The organism is Rhizobium sp. SVR5-2C (genome assembly GCF_056755115.1).
The window spans coordinates 1-15925 of the sequence record NZ_JBNDHT010000068.1; the positions used below are offsets into that span (position 1 = coordinate 1).

The following is a 15925-nucleotide window of genomic DNA, read 5'->3' on the forward strand; positions in this document are numbered from 1 at the left end:
GAAACATGACCGGGGAACACATGCAGCTTATCGATCCGAGTCATCCCGCCTACCGCCATGTCTGGGTACGCGCTCTGATCGTGGCCGTATGCCTGGGCTGGTCAGCTCTGGAGTTCATCGGCGGCGACCCGTTCTGGGGCGTGTTGTCGGGCGCTGCCGGCATCTATGCCTTCTATATGCTCTTCTGGACCTACAAGCAGCCGTCTGCCGAGCCGAACGAAGCTCCAAAGCCGGACGAGGCGGACCCTGAATAGTCAGCGGCCGAGACGCCGCACGGCTTCGTCGATCATGAGGTTTGCAAGCGTCATGCGCGTCGTCGCGTTCTGCCGGAATGCCGGCGCCACCCGATCGGGATGGTTCAACTTGGCAAAGGCGCGCCGCTTCTCGTTCAGCGTCTGAAGTGTGTCGGCCGCCGTTATCGAGAGTTCGGCTGCGATTTCTGCAGGCGTGATGCGCGCAAGGTGCTCCGGCATCACGGGCTCCGGCTCCGGAACGGGCTGCGGCTGCACTTCCTCTTCCGCCGCCGCAGCAGGCATTTCCGGCTCGAGATTGTCGAGATAGGCCTGCCCGGGACGCTGCGACGCGGCCGACACCCCCTCCATCACATCGAAAGCAAGCCCCGCGCTCAAACCTTGGACGCGATAGGCGGCGGGGGTCTCATCCTCGTCATTATCCTCTTCTTCCGCCTTCAGCCGTTCCAGAACGGATTGGAAAATCGATTGCCCGAACAACATGCCGCCACCCTTCGAAGGCGAACATTAAACAATGCCAGAATGGCGCCGGGCTTGCGTGAGGACTGCCGAGGGCCAAACATCGAGCCTTTCAAGGCTCTAGGTCTGGCACTGCTCCAGAATGAGATCGTGAAGAAGCCGCGCGCTCGGAGGCAGGGCGCGCTCGCGGGCGGTAATCAGGCTATAGGGCTTTATGTTGATTTCGAAGTCGGTCGGCAGCACATGCACATCGGAGGCCCTTGAGCCCTGGCCTGCGAGAAACTGCGCGACTTCCAGCGCTACGGGTGCGATCGCGTTCGTCTGGCTAATGATCGCGCAGGTCAGCAGCAGGGAAGATGTGTTGACGATGCTCTCGGGCAGCGGCACGCCTGCCGCCAGAAAAATATCCTCCAAGGTGCGCCGGAGCAGACTGCCCGGCGGCTGGAAGACCCACTCGTAGCCACGAATGTCGGCAAGGCTGCACACTTTCTTCTCGGCGAGCGGATGCCCGTAGCGGACGATCAGACAGGCTCTCTCTATGCCGATCTCCTGCACTTCGAAGAGCCGGGGATTGAGATCGTCGGGAATGCGGCCGATGATGAAGTCGTACCGGGCCGCGAGCAGGTGCCGCGCCAGAACGTTGCTGGTCTCCACCTCTATATTGACCTCCATGCCCGGAAAGGCCTTGCGGACCTTGTCGATGGCGGGAACCACAAGGCTCATCGCCGGCGCGGTGACCGCGCCGATGAAGACGGATCCGCCCTTGCCGCTCTTCAATTCGCCGATTTCCCGGCTGGCCTCGCGCAGTTCGAGCATAATCTTTCGAGCGCGTCTCGCGAGCGCCTCTCCAAACGTCGTCAGCACCACCCCTCGGGCCACTCGCTCGTAGAGTGACGTCTTCACGATCGACTCCATTTCAGCGAGCATTCTCGAGGCGGCAGGCTGCGAGATGTTCAGGCTTTCCGCCGCCGCGGAAATCTGTCCGCTATCTTCGAGTGCGACGATCATCCGCAGGTGATTCAGCTTCAAACCCGCACGCAGCAGGGCATCATCACCAAAATTTTGACTGTGGACATCGATACGATCCGCAGAAATCGGCCCGGAAATACCCGTCATGGCTGCACTCCCTCTTCTCATCCCCTTCAAAAGTAATACTTTTTAACGATATACCAAAGTTGGTATGCATTTTAACACTGATTCTATTTGACAGTTATAAGATTCCATACGAGTTTGCGGCCGTGTGCTGGTTGGCACTCAACACGTGTGAGATCGTGGAGGAAACCTACTTCTTTTCTCACCATCTGAAGTAACTATCCAATCTACGGAACCTGCCACAGTTTCGTGGCGGGCGGCTTGCCGTCCGCCGTTCTATTAACAAGGGAGAGAGAAATGAAATCCATTATCTCATTGATGGCTGCGGCAGCCTTCGGCGTCGCTTCATTCGTTATGCCTGCAATGGCGCAGGACAAGGGCCTCGTTGGTATCGCAATGCCGACGAAGTCTTCTGCCCGCTGGATCGACGACGGCAACAACATCGTCAAGCAGCTCCAGGCAGCCGGCTACCAGACCGACCTGCAGTATGGTGACGACGATATTCCGAACCAGCTTTCGCAGATCGAAAACATGGTCACGAAGGGCGCCAAGGTTCTCGTTGTTGCTTCGATCGACGGCACGACGCTTTCTGACGTTCTGCAGAAGGCCCACGATGCCGGTATCAAGGTCATCGCTTATGATCGCCTGATCCGCGACTCGGGCAACGTCGACTACTATGCAACGTTCGACAACTTCCAGGTCGGCGTTCTGCAGGCCGGTTCCATCGTTGACGCGCTCGGCCTCAAGGACGGCAAGGGCCCGTTCAACATCGAACTCTTCGGCGGTTCGCCGGACGACAACAACGCCTTCTTCTTCTACGACGGCGCAATGTCCGTCCTGCAGCCCTACATCGACAGCGGCAAGCTCGTCGTGAAGTCCGGCCAGACGGGCATGGACAAGGTTGGCACGCTGCGTTGGGACCCGGCAACGGCTCAGGCCCGCATGGACAACCTGCTCTCGGCCAACTACACGGACGCTCGTGTTGACGCCGTTCTGTCTCCTTACGACGGTCTCTCCATCGGCATCATTTCGTCGCTGAAGGGCGTTGGCTACGGTTCGGCTGACCAGCCGATGCCGGTCATCAGCGGCCAGGACGCAGAAGTTCCGTCCGTCAAGTCGATCATTGCCGGCGAACAGCACTCCACGATCTTCAAGGATACGCGCGACCTCGCAAAGGTCACCGTTTCCATGGTTGACGCTGTGATGTCTGGCAAGGAGCCGGAAGTGAACGACACGAAGACCTACGACAACGGCGTCAAGGTCGTTCCGTCCTACCTGCTGAAGCCGGTAGCGGTCGACAAGACCAACTACGAAAAGGTCCTCGTAGAAGGCGGCTACTACACCGCTGACCAGCTGAAGTAATATGAAGAACGGCCGGAACCCGCATTGCGGGTTCCGGTCTTGAATTCTACGATCGCCGGGCATTCCTTGACGTCACGGCGCTGGATTTTTGATCATGGAAAATACACTCCTCGAAATGCGGAACATCACCAAGACGTTCCCGGGCGTGAAGGCGCTTGAGAACGTGAACCTCAAGGTTCGACAGGGTGAGATCCATGCAGTTGTGGGGGAAAACGGGGCCGGCAAATCGACCCTGATGAAAGTTCTCTCCGGTGTCTATCCCGCAGGCACCTATGATGGCGAGATCGTCTACGACGGCAATGTCCGCAACTTCAAAGCCCTGAAGGACTCCGAAGAAATCGGCATCGTCATCATTCACCAGGAATTGGCGCTCGTGCCGCTGTTGTCGATCGGGGAAAACATCTTCCTCGGCAACGAGAACGCAAAGAGCGGCGTCATCAGCTGGGAAACCACCTACAACCGCACCAAAGAGCTTCTGGCCAAGGTCGGCCTGCGCGAATCTCCGAATACGCTCGTGACCGACATCGGCGTCGGCAAGCAGCAGCTCGTCGAGATCGCCAAGGCGCTGTCGAAGAGCGTCAAGCTTCTGATCCTCGACGAACCGACGGCCTCGCTCAACGAGAAAGATTCCGACGCGTTGCTCAACCTGCTGATGGAATTCCGCAAGCAGGGCATGACGTCCATCATCATTTCCCACAAGCTGAACGAAATCCGCAAGGTCGCAGATCAAATCACCGTCCTGCGCGACGGCATGACGATCAAGACGCTCGACTGTCACGCGGACGAAATCAGCGAAGACATCATCATCCGCAACATGGTGGGCCGCGATCTGGAAGACCGCTATCCGCCGCGTTCGGTTCCGATCGGCGGCACCATCTTCGAAGTGAAGAAGTGGAACGCCTTCCACCAGCAGCATCGCGACCGCCAGGTGCTGCACGACATCAACATCAACGTCCGCAAGGGCGAGGTTGTCGGCATTGCCGGTCTCATGGGCGCCGGGCGCACCGAATTCGCCATGAGCGTCTTCGGCAAGTCCTACGGTCACAAGATATCAGGCGAAGTCCATGTCGACGGCAAGCCGGTCGACACCAGCACCGTCCGCAAGGCGATCGATGCCGGTCTCGCTTACGTGACTGAGGATCGCAAGCATCTCGGCCTCGTGTTGGCCGACAACATCATGCACAACACGTCGCTTGCCAATCTCAACGGCATTTCGAGCGGTACCGTCATCGACGGCATCAAGGAAAGCAGGGTCGCGACGGACTATCGGTCGAAGCTGCGTATCCGTTCCTCGAGCATCTACCAGGAAACGGTCAACCTCTCCGGCGGAAACCAGCAGAAAGTCGTGCTTTCCAAGTGGCTGTTCTCGGATCCTGACGTGCTGATCCTGGACGAGCCGACCCGCGGTATCGACGTGGGTGCAAAATATGAAATCTATAGCATCATCAACCAGCTTGCCGCCGATGGAAAGGGCGTTCTGATGATCTCGTCGGAAATGCCGGAGCTGCTTGGCACCTGCGATCGCATCTACGTGATGAACGAAGGTCGCATCGTCGCTGAACTGCCGAAGGCCGAAGCGAGCCAGGAAACCATCATGCGCGCTATCATGCGCTCAGGGGAGAAGAAACAATGACTCCTGTCAACCCGACCAGCCAAGAGGAAAGCAACGTCGTTTCGATCGCCGATTACATCCGCGGCAACATCCGCGAATACGGCATGCTGATTGCGCTCGTGGCGATCATGCTGTTCTTCCAGATCTATACCGGCGGCATTCTGTTTCGTCCGGTCAATCTGACGAACCTCGTTCTCCAGAACTCCTTCATCGTCATCATGGCGCTCGGCATGCTGCTCGTCATCGTGGCGGGGCACATCGACCTCTCTGTCGGCTCCATCGTCGCCTTCGTCGGCGCGATTGCGGCAATCCTGACAGTGTCATTGGGAATGAACTACTGGCTGGCTGGCCTGCTCTGTATCCTGGTTGGCGCGATCATCGGCGCGGCGCAGGGCTATTTCATCGCCTATCACCGCATCCCCTCTTTCATCGTGACCCTCGCGGGCATGCTGGTCTTCCGCGGCCTGACGCTGACCGTTCTCGGCGGTAAGAACATCGGCCCCTTCCCCAAGGAGTTCCAGATCATCAGCACCGGCTTCCTGCCGGGCGATATGATCGATATCGGCGGGATCCCGGTCCAGTCGACCTCGCTGATCCTGACGCTGATCATTCCGGCCGTTCTCTTCTACCTCGCCTGGCGCCGCCGCAAGGTCAATGAAAGCCACGGTATCGATGTCGAGCCGATGAGCTTCTTCATCGCCCAGAACGTCATCGTCACGCTGGCGATCCTGGCGCTTGGCTGGCAGCTTTCGACCTATCGCGGCCTGCCGAACGTTCTCGTCGTCATGCTGGTGCTGATCGCGGCCTATACGTTCGTCACCCGCCGCACGACCATCGGCCGCCGCATCTACGCCATGGGCGGCAATGAAAAGGCGACCAAGCTGTCGGGTATCAACACCGAGCGACTGAGTTTCTACACCTTCGTCAATATGGGTGCGCTTGCGGGGCTTGCCGGCATCATCGTCGCACTTCGCCTGAACTCGGCGACGCCGAAGGCCGGCGTCGGCTTCGAGCTCGACGTGATCGCGGCGTGCTTCATCGGCGGTGCCTCGGCATCCGGCGGCGTCGGCAAGATTACCGGTGCGGTCATCGGCGCATTCATCATGGGCGTGATGAACAACGGCATGTCCATCATCGGTCTCGGCATCGATTTCCAGCAGATGGTGAAAGGCTTCGTGCTTTTGGCCGCCGTCTTCTTCGACGTTTATAACAAGAACAAGGGCTGAGCGCTCCGGCGCCGGTTCAGGCATTCGCAGTCATTGAAGATCAATTCCGGCTCCCTCGGGAGCCGGAAAGGCGGAGCGTATTCCGCGATTAGCAAAAGAGGATCAGGGCCGTGCTTATTTCGCAGATCAAGGGTTCGAATGGAGAGATCATCGTATCCGTGCGTGAGCCGGGCGGTACAGCGAAAGCCGTTAAGAACGCTGGCAGCGTCTACGCACTGGCGATGGAAGCCGCAAAGAAGGGGAAATCGCTCGTCTCCGTCATCGAGGAGCATGGCTATGGCGATGCCGTCGATCTGGAGAAGGCCTATGCGGAAGGCAGGTTCCTTTCGCCGATCACGCATCCGGATGCCGCCCACCTGCATCTGACGGGCACCGGCCTCACGCACCTTGGCTCGGCGGCGACCCGCGACTCCATGCACAAGAAGACCACCGAGGCCGCCGAAGAAACGCTCACGGACTCGATGAAGATGTTCAAGATGGGCCTTGAGAACGGCAAGCCGAAGGCCGGCGAAAAAGGTGTTCAGCCCGAATGGTTCTACAAGGGCAACGGCCATGCCGCTGCCGCGCCGGGCGCTCCCCTCGTCTCCCCGTCCTTCGCGCTTGATGGCGGTGAGGAGCCTGAAATGGCTGGCATCTACATCATTGGCGAGGACGGCACGCCGTTCCGCGTCGGCTTTGCGCTCTCCAACGAGTTTTCCGACCACGTCACAGAGCGGATCAACTATCTCTTTCTCGCGCATTCCAAGCTGCGTCCTGCAAGCTTCGGCCCGGAGATCCGCATCGGCGTGGCGCCGGACGACATCCGCGGCACGTCGCGCATCAAGCGCGGCAACAAGGTGATCTTCGAGAAGCCGTTCCTTTCCGGCGAGGCGAACATGTCGCACACCTTCGCGAACCTCGAATATCATCATTTCAAGTACGGCCTCTTCCGCGTGCCTGGCGACGTTCATGTCCACATGTTCGGCACGGCGACGCTTTCCTTCGCGGATGGCATCAAGACGGAAGACGGCGATGTCTTCGAAATCGAAGTTGCCGAATTCGGCTTTCCGCTGCGCAATCCGCTGAAGGTTGCCTTCGAAGAAAATATCGCTGTGAAACAGCTTTGAGGTTTCGTTGGGCTGGCCGCCTCCCACGGCCAGACCACATTTGTAAAGGTAAAGGAGGCTCGTTCAGCCCATGACCATTTATCAAAACCTGATCGCCGGCGAATGGACTGGCGCCGACGCAGTCGAAAACATCAATCCGTCCGATACGAAGGAGGTCGTTGGCCTCTATGCCAGCGGCTCCGCGGCCGATACGAAGAACGCCATCGCCGCAGCCAAGGCTGCCTTTCCTGCATGGTCCCGTTCCGGCATCTGGGAACGTCACGTCATCCTGAAGAAGGCTGGCGACGAGATCATGGCGCGCAAGGACGAGCTCGGCGCGCTGCTTGCCCGCGAAGAGGGCAAGACGCTGCCGGAAGCGATCGGCGAGACGATCCGCGCCGCGCAGATCTTCGAATTCTTCGCCGGCGAAGCGCTGCGCCTCGCAGGCGAGACCATCCCGTCCGTGCGCCCGAATATCGGCGTCGAGATCACCCGTGACCCGCTCGGCGTCATCGGCATCATCACGCCCTGGAACTTCCCGATCGCGATCCCGGCCTGGAAGATTGCGCCGGCGCTCTGCTACGGCAACACCATCGTCTTCAAGCCTGCCGAGCTCGTTCCCGGCTGTTCCTGGGCGATCGTCGATATCCTGCATCGAGCCGGCCTGCCGAAGGGCGTGCTCAACCTCGTCATGGGCAAGGGCTCGGTCGTCGGCCAGACGATGCTCGACAGCCCCGACATTACCGGCATCACCTTCACCGGCTCCACCGGTACGGGCCGCCGCGTCGCTGTTTCGTCGATCGAACATAATCGCAAGTTCCAGCTCGAAATGGGCGGCAAGAACCCGATGGTCGTCCTCGACGACGCCGACCTCAACGTCGCCGTCGAAGCAGCCGCCAATTCCGGCTTCTTCTCCACCGGCCAGCGCTGCACGGCATCCTCGCGCCTGATCGTCACCGAAGGCATTCACGACAAGTTCGTGGCGGCGCTGACGGAAAAGCTGCGGACGCTCGTGGTCGACAACGCCCTGAAGCCCGGCACCCATATCGGACCGGTCGTCGATGAAAAGCAGCTGAAGACCGATACCGATTACATCGAGATCGGCAAAAAGGAAGGCGCCAAGCTCGCCTTCGGTGGCGAACTCGTCACCCGCGAAACGCCCGGCTTCTACCTGCAGCCCACGCTCTTTACCGAAGCCACCAACCAGATGCGTATCAGCAGGGAAGAGATCTTCGGACCGGTCGTCTCGCTCATTCGCGTCAAGGATTACGAAGAAGCGCTGGCCACCGCCAACGACACGCCCTTCGGCCTGTCGGCCGGCATTGCCACCACCAGCCTCAAGCATGCGACGCACTTCAAGCGCAACTCCGAGGCCGGCATGGTGATGGTGAACCTGCCCACCGCAGGGGTCGACTTCCATGTTCCCTTCGGCGGCCGCAAGGGCTCGTCCTACGGCCCGCGCGAGCAGGGCAAGTACGCTGCCGAATTCTACACAACCGTCAAGACCGCCTACACGCTGGCGTAACCACATGATCGGGTTCCGGACCGTACGAGGCGGTACGGGAACCCTCTGAAGGAAGAAAGTCCATGAAGAAGAAAGCGGAGTGGCCGCGCAAGCTGAGGTCACAGGAATGGTACGGCGGCACGAGCCGCGACGTGATCTATCACCGTGGCTGGCTGAAGAACCAGGGGTATCCGCACGATCTGTTCGACGGGCGGCCTGTCATCGGCATCCTCAACACCTGGTCGGATATGACGCCGTGCAACGGTCATCTCCGCGAGCTCGCCGAAAAGGTGAAGGCTGGCGTCTGGGAAGCCGGCGGTTTCCCGCTCGAAGTACCGGTCTTCTCGGCTTCCGAAAACACCTTCCGCCCGACGGCGATGATGTACCGCAACTTGGCTGCGCTCGCGGTCGAGGAGGCGATCCGCGGTCAGCCGATGGATGGCTGCGTGCTGCTGGTCGGCTGCGACAAGACCACGCCGTCGCTGATCATGGGCGCCGCGTCTTGCGACCTCCCCTCGATCGTCGTCACCGGCGGGCCGATGCTGAACGGCTATTTCCGCGGCGAGCGCGTCGGCTCCGGCACGCATCTCTGGAAATTCTCCGAAATGGTGAAGGCCGGCGAGATGACGCAGGCCGAGTTCCTTGAGGCGGAAGCCTCGATGAGCCGCTCGTCGGGCACCTGCAACACCATGGGCACCGCCTCCACCATGGCCTCCATGGCCGAGGCGCTCGGCATGGCTCTGTCGGGCAACGCCGCGATCCCGGGCGTCGACTCCCGCCGCAAGGTGATGGCGCAACTCACCGGCCGGCGTATCGTCCAGATGGTCAAGGACGACCTGAAGCCCTCGGACATCATGACGAAGGAAGCCTTCGAAAACGCCATCCGCACCAATGCGGCGATCGGCGGTTCGACCAACGCCGTCATCCACCTGCTGGCCATGGCCGGCCGCGTCGGCATCGATCTGACGCTGGACGACTGGGATCGTTGCGGCCGCGACGTGCCGACGATCGTCAACCTGATGCCGTCGGGCAAGTACCTGATGGAAGAGTTCTTCTATGCCGGCGGCCTTCCGGTGGTGCTGAAGCGCCTCGGCGAAGCCGGTCTCCTGCACAAGGACGCGCTGACTGTATCAGGCGAGAGCATCTGGGATGAGGTCAAGGACGTCGTCAACTGGAACGAAGACGTCATCCTGCCCGCCGAAAAGGCGCTGACGCAATCCGGCGGCATCGTCGTCGTACGCGGCAACCTCGCCCCGAAGGGCGCGGTTCTGAAGCCATCGGCCGCCTCCCCGCATCTGATGGTGCATCGCGGCCGCGCCGTCGTCTTCGAAGACATCGACGACTACAAGGCCAAGATCAACGACGACAGCCTCGACATCGACGAGACCTGCGTCATGGTCATGAAAAACTGCGGTCCGAAGGGCTATCCAGGCATGGCCGAGGTCGGCAACATGGGCCTGCCGCCCAAGGTGCTCAAGAAGGGCATCACCGACATGGTTCGCATCTCCGATGCCCGCATGTCCGGTACGGCCTACGGCACTGTCGTCCTGCACACCTCGCCGGAAGCTGCTGTCGGCGGACCGCTCGCGGTCGTCAAGAACGGCGACTTCATCGAGCTCGACGTCCCGAACCGCCGTCTGCATCTCGACATCTCGGAAGAGGAACTGGCACGCCGCCTCGCCGAATGGAAGCCGCAGCATGATCTTCCCACCTCCGGCTATGCCTGGCTGCACCAGCAGCATGTCGAAGGGGCTGATACCGGCGCCGACCTCGACTTCCTCAAAGGATGTCGCGGCAACGCGGTTGGCAGAGACAGCCACTGAGGCAAACCGGGAATTGGCATCAAGGCGGAGCGGGAGCTTCGCCTTTTTCTTTGCACACCTGGCACTCCCGGAACGAACTCCCCTCCCCGCCGTTATGGCCGCAGGAGAGGCGCCATGCCCGGTGTGCGGAAATTGATTGTGCTCAGCGCGTTTAACAAGGACGACAACGGTATATTGCGGCCTGCCTTCGAGCCTCGCCAGATGAAGAAGGAGGAAACCGCTGTTTACGTCGCACAGACGCTTGTGAACGATTATGATGGCGTCGTCGTATGGTGCAGCGAAGGAAATCCGGCCATCGGCGAGCACGGCCCATCGGTGATCCTGTTCCAGTCAGGGTCGGTGCCGGAATTCGATTGATCGCTGGCCGGTTCCTTCATCGGACATTCCCAGGACGGGCGATGCAGCATGACCGTTTTTTCCGTCAGGCATATTACGCAGTATTCTTATAGACGGCCTGTCGCCTTCGGCCAGCACCGGATCCTTTTCCGCCCGCGGGACAGCTTCGATCAGCGTCTCCTGGATGCGACCCTGACAGCGGATCCGCAACCGGCCCGAATCCGCTGGATCCACGACGTTTTCGGCAATTGTATTGCGCTTGTGAACATTGACAGGGTGTCTGATCACCTTCGGTTCGAAAGCAATATCCGCCTTGATCACACACCGCAGGTGCCGCTCGATCTCGAAATCGATCGCAAGGCGCTGACCTATCCGTTCTCCTATGACGAGGAAGAGTTGCCGGATCTCTCCTGCACGATCACCCGTCATTACGATGATCCGGATGGCGCGGTTGCAAAATGGGCGCAACAATTCGTCGGAACGCGTTCCTCCGGGCAGACCGGCCGTGTCCTGATGACCCTCTGCTACGGAATTCACGAGAGTTTCGCTTATGCGCGCCGATCCGCACCGGGAACCCAGACGCCGTTCCAAACGCTGGTGCGGCGGCAGGGCACCTGCCGTGACTTCGCGCTGCTGATGATGGAGGCGGCGCGTTCGCTCGGCTTCGCCGCACGCTTCGTCACCGGCTACATCTACGTGGCTGATCGGGACGGGTCGAGGACGCTCGGCGGCGGCGCCACACATGCCTGGTGCCAAGTCTATCTTCCCGGTGCCGGCTGGGTGGAGTTCGACCCTACCAATGGCATCGTCGGCAATCACGATCTGATCCGCGTCGGCGTTGCCCGCGATCCCCGCCAGGCGATCCCGCTGTCAGGAAGCTATGACGGAGAGGCGGATGACTTCGAGGCTCTGGTTGTGCAGGTCAATGTTACCAGCGGACCGTGAAATCAGCCGGCGCTCCCATCTATATGGAACTCATAGATTTTTGCGGCGTTCGATGAGGGCCGCAGGCTGGTGGACTTCCCAGCCTTTCCATAGGAGGCCCCGTGAAGATTCGCGCTGGTTTTACCTTAGGCTATGAATGCATTCAGCCGACGCCGATGCTTCTGGTCCTCAATATCCATCCCTCGCGACGCCCCGATCTCCTGACCGATGAGGTGCTGTCGTTCAGCCAGCCGGTCCGTGCGCGGACCTATACCGATAGCTTCGGCAACTGCTGCGCGCGCATCCTTGCCCCGCCGGGACTGACCAAGATTTCAACCGAGTTCGAAATCCGTGACAGTGGCGAGCCGGACGTGGTGCCGCCCGATGCCCGACAGCATGAGGTCAACGATCTGCCCGACGATGTTCTCGTATTCCTCCTGGGGAGCCGCTATTGCGACACGGACCGGTTGGGTGATTTCGCCTGGGCGACCTTCTCGAACACCGAACCCGGCTGGCCCCGCGTCCAGGCGATTACCGATTTCGTCCACGGCCATATCGCATTCGACTACCAGAAAGCCGACGCCCTCAGAACCGCGTACGGCGGCTACTGTGACAAGACCGGCGTCTGCCGCGACTTCTCGCATCTTGCGATAACGCTCTGCCGCTGCATGAACATACCGGCGCGCTATTGCACGGGCTATCTTGGCGACATCGGCGTGCCGCCCGATCCGGCACCGATGGATTTCAATGCCTGGTTTGAAGTCTTTCTGGGCGGGCGGTGGTACACGGCCGATGCCCGGCACAACATTCCGCGCATCGGCCGCATATTGATGGCAAGGGGCCGCGACGCGACCGACGTGGCGATCTCGACCGCTTTCGGCCAGGCTGCATTGGTGCAGTTCGAAGTCCTGACGGAAGAAGTCATTCAGGATCGCGGTGTCAGGCCCGCTGCGCTTGTCAGCTCTGGCTCTGCATCTGGCCCTGAGCCTCGACCCTGACCGTGACCGTCAGCTTCTCGCCCGGCGTGCCGATCCGCATTCCGGAGACCGGGGCTGCGTCACGGTAGCAAAGGCCTGAAGCGATCCGAACGTAGCGCTCATCTGGGCAGATCTTGTTCGCGGCATCGAAGCCGACCCAACCGAGACCCGGAATATGCGCCTCGCCCCATGCGTGCGTGGCGGCCTGTTCGGCCTCCCCTTCCATCATCAGGTAACCGGACACATAGCGGGCGGGCACCTGCATTGCGCGAGCAGCCGCGATAAAGACGTGGGCATGGTCCTGACAGACGCCAGTCTTCTTCTCCATCGCCTCTTCGGCGGTCGTTTCCGTGTCGCTGGTGCCCGGCATGTAGTCGATCGCCTCGTGGATGGCTGCCATCAGCGCATGCATGCGGGCGAGTTCGCTATCGCCGTTGACGGTCCTGATGAGGTCCTTGATGAGCTTGCCGGGCCGGGTGCGCCCCGTGTCCCGCAAAAACAGCCACAGCGGGCAATAACCGGTGTGCGGACCAGTCACTCCGTTGCGATTTTCGGTTTCAACTTCGCCCTCGGCGACGATGCGCGTCACCTGTTGTTCGCCCTCCAGCGAGACAAGGTTCACGTGGTTGCCGAACTGGTCGTCGTATTCCACCTCGGGCTTGGCGCCTTCGACATGCAACGACCAGTTCAGAACCTTCTGCCCGAAGGCACTGGGCGGCGTCAGCCGCAGGCGCTGCAGCGAAAAGTGCGCCGGCTCGTCGTAGCGGTATTCGGTGACATGGCTAATCTTCAGTCTCATCTCATGCCCCGCTAAACGTAGAACCGGTAACCCTCGGAAATTTCGATACCCAGCTGGTTGTTTCGATTGACGAAATCCTCGAGGAACTCGTGCAGCCCCTGGTCGATGACATCCTTGATCTGCCTTGCTTGCAACGATGTTCGGATGGCGTCCGCCGTATCATGGGCAGGCAGGCGTTCACCGCCGTAGCTGCGCGAAATGTAGCCGAGGTTGCTGACGATCTTTTCGTAGCAATAGGCCAGCGAACGCGGCATCTGGCCGTTGAGGATCAGGAAGTCGGCGATGTTGACCGGTTTGTATTCCGCATCGTAGGCCCAGCTATAGGAGCGATGCGCCGAAACCGAGCGCAGGATCGATTCCCACTGGACGTTGTCGATGGACGAGCCGACCTGCGAAACAGAGGGCAGCAGCACGTAATATTTCACGTCGAGAATGCGGCTCGTGTTGTCGGCCCGCTCGATGAACGTGCCGATGCGGGCGAAGTTGTAAAGCTCGTTCCTCAGCATCGAGCCGTGGAACGCCCCGCGGGTGAGCCCCGCCCGCCGCTTGATGACATCGATGACCTCGGGCATCTCGGCCGCCTTGAGGCGCTTGGAAAGCAGCCCCTTGAGCTCGATCCAGAATTCGTTGGTCGCCTCCCAGGTTTCGCGCGTCAGCGCCGTACGGACCATGCGCGCATTGTTGCGGCCATAGTCGATACAGGACATGACGCTCGACGGGTTCGAGCGGTCGCGCAGCAGGTAGTCGATCGCATCGGCCCGGGTAATCTTGGAGTGAACCTCCTCGTAGGCCTCTCGAACGCCGGCACTCTGCAGCACGCCGTCCCAGTCATCATCGCCATCACCGCTTCTGGTCAGCGACATGCGCAGCCCGGCATCGATAAGGCGCGCGATATTCTCGGCGCGCTCAATGTAACGGAACATCCAGTAGAGTCCGTTTGCAGTTCTTCCGAGCATCAGTCCTCCAATACCCAGGTGTCTTTGGTGCCGCCGCCCTGGCTCGAATTGACGACCAGCGAGCCTTGCTTCAGTGCGACGCGGGTCAGACCGCCGGGAATGATCTGTACCTTGTCGGACACCAGCACATAGGGACGCAGGTCCACGTGGCGCGGCGCAATCCCCTTGTTGACGAGGATCGGCACAGTCGAAAGCGAAAGCGTCGGCTGGGCGATATAGTTGGCGGGCTTGGCCTTCAGCTTTTCGGCAAAGTCGGCGCACTCCTTCCTGGAAGCCGTCGGGCCGACAAGCATGCCGTAGCCGCCCGAGCCGTGGACCTCCTTGACGACGAGTTCGTCCAGATGCTCGAGCACATATTTCAGGCTGCCGGCTTCCGAGCACCGCCAGGTCGGCACGTTCTCGAGAAGTGCCTTCCGGCCGGTATAGAACTCGACGATCTCCGGCATGTAGGAATAGATCGCCTTGTCGTCGCAGATGCCGGTACCGGGCGCATTGGCGATGGTGATGTTGCCCGAGCGGTAGACATCCATGATGCCGGGAATGCCGAGCGCGGAATCGGCCCGGAAGGTCAGCGGATCGAGGAAGTCGTCATCGACGCGGCGGTAGAGCACATCGATCGCCTCATAACCGCGCGTCGTGCGCATCTTCACCTTGCCGTCGAGGACGCGCAGATCCGCCCCTTCGACCAGCTCCACGCCCATCATGTCGGCGAGGAACGAATGCTCGTAATAGGCGGAATTGTAGATACCGGGCGTCAACACCGCGATGCGCGGCTTGCCCTTGCAGCCGGGAGGGGCGAGCGAGGCGAGCGATTGGCGCAGCAGATACGGATAGTCCTCGACACGCTGAACCTTGTTCTCGTGAAAAAGCTCCGGGAACATGTGCATCATGGTCTCCCGGTTCTCCAGCATGTAGCTGACGCCGGAAGGCGTGCGGGCATTGTCCTCCAGCACGTAGAACTGATCTTCGCCGGTCCGCACGATATCGGTGCCGACGATATGGGTATAGACGCCGCCGGGCGGACGGAAGCCGATCATCTCGGACAGGAACGCCTCATTCTTCTCGATCAGTTCGCGCGGAATGCGGCCCGCCCGGATGATCTCCTGCTTGTGGTAGATGTCGTCGAGAAAGGCGTTGAGCGCGATCACCCGCTGCTCGATGCCCTGCGCGAGCTTGCGCCACTCGCGGCCGGAGATGATGCGGGGGATGATGTCGAAGGGGATGAGTTTTTCGGAGGAGTCCGCGTGTCCGTATACCGCAAAGGTGATGCCGGTCTTCCGGAAGATGTTTTCCGCGTCGCGCGATTTGGCAATCAGATGCGCCCTGTCCTGGGCATTGTACCACTCGAAGTATTTCTCATATGGCTGACGGGGACTTTCGTTCCCGGTGATCATTTCATCGAACGCCAAAGGTGTGGCTCCCCTTTTTCTGTTCATTTGAATACAATGCAAAGGGCAATGCAAGAACCATGCAAAGTGGAACGGCAAGGCGTATTCAAATGCCAAAACCCGTGAAAAAT

15 protein-coding genes are annotated in these 15925 nt (G+C 60.4%); 10 read left to right on the top strand and 5 right to left on the bottom strand.

The window, feature by feature from the left end; genetic code table 11:
* Nucleotides 1–20: 20 nt before the first annotated feature.
* The gene (locus tag ACPYOI_RS19565) at nucleotides 21–254 is read left to right on the top strand and encodes a hypothetical protein (RefSeq protein WP_481419727.1); all 234 of its coding nucleotides are present in this window, start codon (nucleotides 21–23) and stop codon (nucleotides 252–254) included.
* Here the strand turns inward: ACPYOI_RS19565 and ACPYOI_RS19570 are convergent, their stop codons facing one another.
* Both ACPYOI_RS19570 and ACPYOI_RS19575 read right to left on the bottom strand, forming a co-directional pair.
* Nucleotides 255–734 (bottom strand): hypothetical protein, encoded by a 480-nt coding sequence (locus tag ACPYOI_RS19570; RefSeq protein WP_481419726.1) that lies wholly within the window; start codon nucleotides 732–734, stop codon nucleotides 255–257.
* Nucleotides 735–830: 96 nt separating this feature from the next.
* The gene (locus ACPYOI_RS19575) at nucleotides 831–1826 is read right to left on the bottom strand and encodes a LysR family transcriptional regulator (protein ID WP_481423226.1); all 996 of its coding nucleotides are present in this window, start codon (nucleotides 1824–1826) and stop codon (nucleotides 831–833) included.
* Nucleotides 1827–2099: 273 nt separating this feature from the next.
* On the opposite strand from ACPYOI_RS19575, the gene chvE reads away from it, so the two are divergent.
* From chvE to ACPYOI_RS19620, 9 genes are all read left to right on the top strand, one after another.
* The gene (gene chvE, locus ACPYOI_RS19580) at nucleotides 2100–3164 is read left to right on the top strand and encodes a multiple monosaccharide ABC transporter substrate-binding protein (protein WP_168830361.1); all 1065 of its coding nucleotides are present in this window, start codon (nucleotides 2100–2102) and stop codon (nucleotides 3162–3164) included.
* A gap of 94 nt (nucleotides 3165–3258) precedes the next feature.
* Nucleotides 3259–4797, top strand: coding sequence for a multiple monosaccharide ABC transporter ATP-binding protein (gene mmsA, locus ACPYOI_RS19585; protein WP_481419721.1), 1539 nt, complete (start codon nucleotides 3259–3261; stop codon nucleotides 4795–4797).
* Nucleotides 4794–6002, top strand: coding sequence for a multiple monosaccharide ABC transporter permease (gene mmsB / locus ACPYOI_RS19590; RefSeq protein ID WP_168830359.1), 1209 nt, complete (start codon nucleotides 4794–4796; stop codon nucleotides 6000–6002). The genes mmsA and mmsB overlap by 4 nt, the downstream gene beginning before the upstream one ends.
* Before the next feature lie 110 nt (nucleotides 6003–6112).
* Entirely contained in the window at nucleotides 6113–7108 is a 996-nt protein-coding gene (araD1, locus tag ACPYOI_RS19595) for an AraD1 family protein (protein WP_481423227.1), read from the top strand.
* 70 nt (nucleotides 7109–7178) lie between these two features.
* On the top strand, nucleotides 7179–8612 hold the full coding sequence (locus ACPYOI_RS19600) for an aldehyde dehydrogenase family protein (RefSeq protein ID WP_481423228.1): 1434 nt from the start codon (nucleotides 7179–7181) through the stop codon (nucleotides 8610–8612).
* A gap of 62 nt (nucleotides 8613–8674) precedes the next feature.
* Nucleotides 8675–10414 (top strand): L-arabinonate dehydratase, encoded by a 1740-nt coding sequence (gene araD / locus ACPYOI_RS19605; RefSeq protein WP_168830356.1) that lies wholly within the window; start codon nucleotides 8675–8677, stop codon nucleotides 10412–10414.
* Nucleotides 10415–10528: 114 nt separating this feature from the next.
* Nucleotides 10529–10771 carry a hypothetical protein gene (locus ACPYOI_RS19610; RefSeq protein WP_481419717.1) on the top strand — a complete coding sequence of 81 codons (243 nt, stop codon included), beginning with the start codon at nucleotides 10529–10531 and terminating at the stop codon, nucleotides 10769–10771.
* A 48-nt stretch (nucleotides 10772–10819) separates the two neighbouring features.
* Nucleotides 10820–11695, top strand: coding sequence for a transglutaminase family protein (locus tag ACPYOI_RS19615; protein ID WP_481419716.1), 876 nt, complete (start codon nucleotides 10820–10822; stop codon nucleotides 11693–11695).
* Nucleotides 11696–11796: 101 nt separating this feature from the next.
* Nucleotides 11797–12672: a transglutaminase-like domain-containing protein gene (locus tag ACPYOI_RS19620; protein ID WP_481419715.1), complete on the top strand. Its 876-nt coding sequence runs from the start codon at nucleotides 11797–11799 to the stop codon at nucleotides 12670–12672.
* Here the strand turns inward: ACPYOI_RS19620 and ACPYOI_RS19625 are convergent.
* Genes ACPYOI_RS19625 through ACPYOI_RS19635 form a run of 3 tightly spaced genes read right to left on the bottom strand, consistent with a single transcriptional unit; the run spans nucleotide 12632 to nucleotide 15815 of the window.
* Nucleotides 12632–13450 carry a transglutaminase family protein gene (locus tag ACPYOI_RS19625; protein WP_481423229.1) on the bottom strand — a complete coding sequence of 273 codons (819 nt, stop codon included), beginning with the start codon at nucleotides 13448–13450 and terminating at the stop codon, nucleotides 12632–12634. The genes ACPYOI_RS19620 and ACPYOI_RS19625 overlap by 41 nt on opposite strands.
* Nucleotides 13451–13461: 11 nt before the next feature.
* On the bottom strand, nucleotides 13462–14406 hold the full coding sequence (locus ACPYOI_RS19630) for an alpha-E domain-containing protein (RefSeq protein WP_168830351.1): 945 nt from the start codon (nucleotides 14404–14406) through the stop codon (nucleotides 13462–13464).
* Nucleotides 14406–15815: a circularly permuted type 2 ATP-grasp protein gene (locus tag ACPYOI_RS19635; protein ID WP_481419193.1), complete on the bottom strand. Its 1410-nt coding sequence runs from the start codon at nucleotides 15813–15815 to the stop codon at nucleotides 14406–14408. Before ACPYOI_RS19635 ends, ACPYOI_RS19630 begins: the two co-directional genes overlap by 1 nt.
* Between the last annotated feature and the right edge of the window lie 110 nt (nucleotides 15816–15925).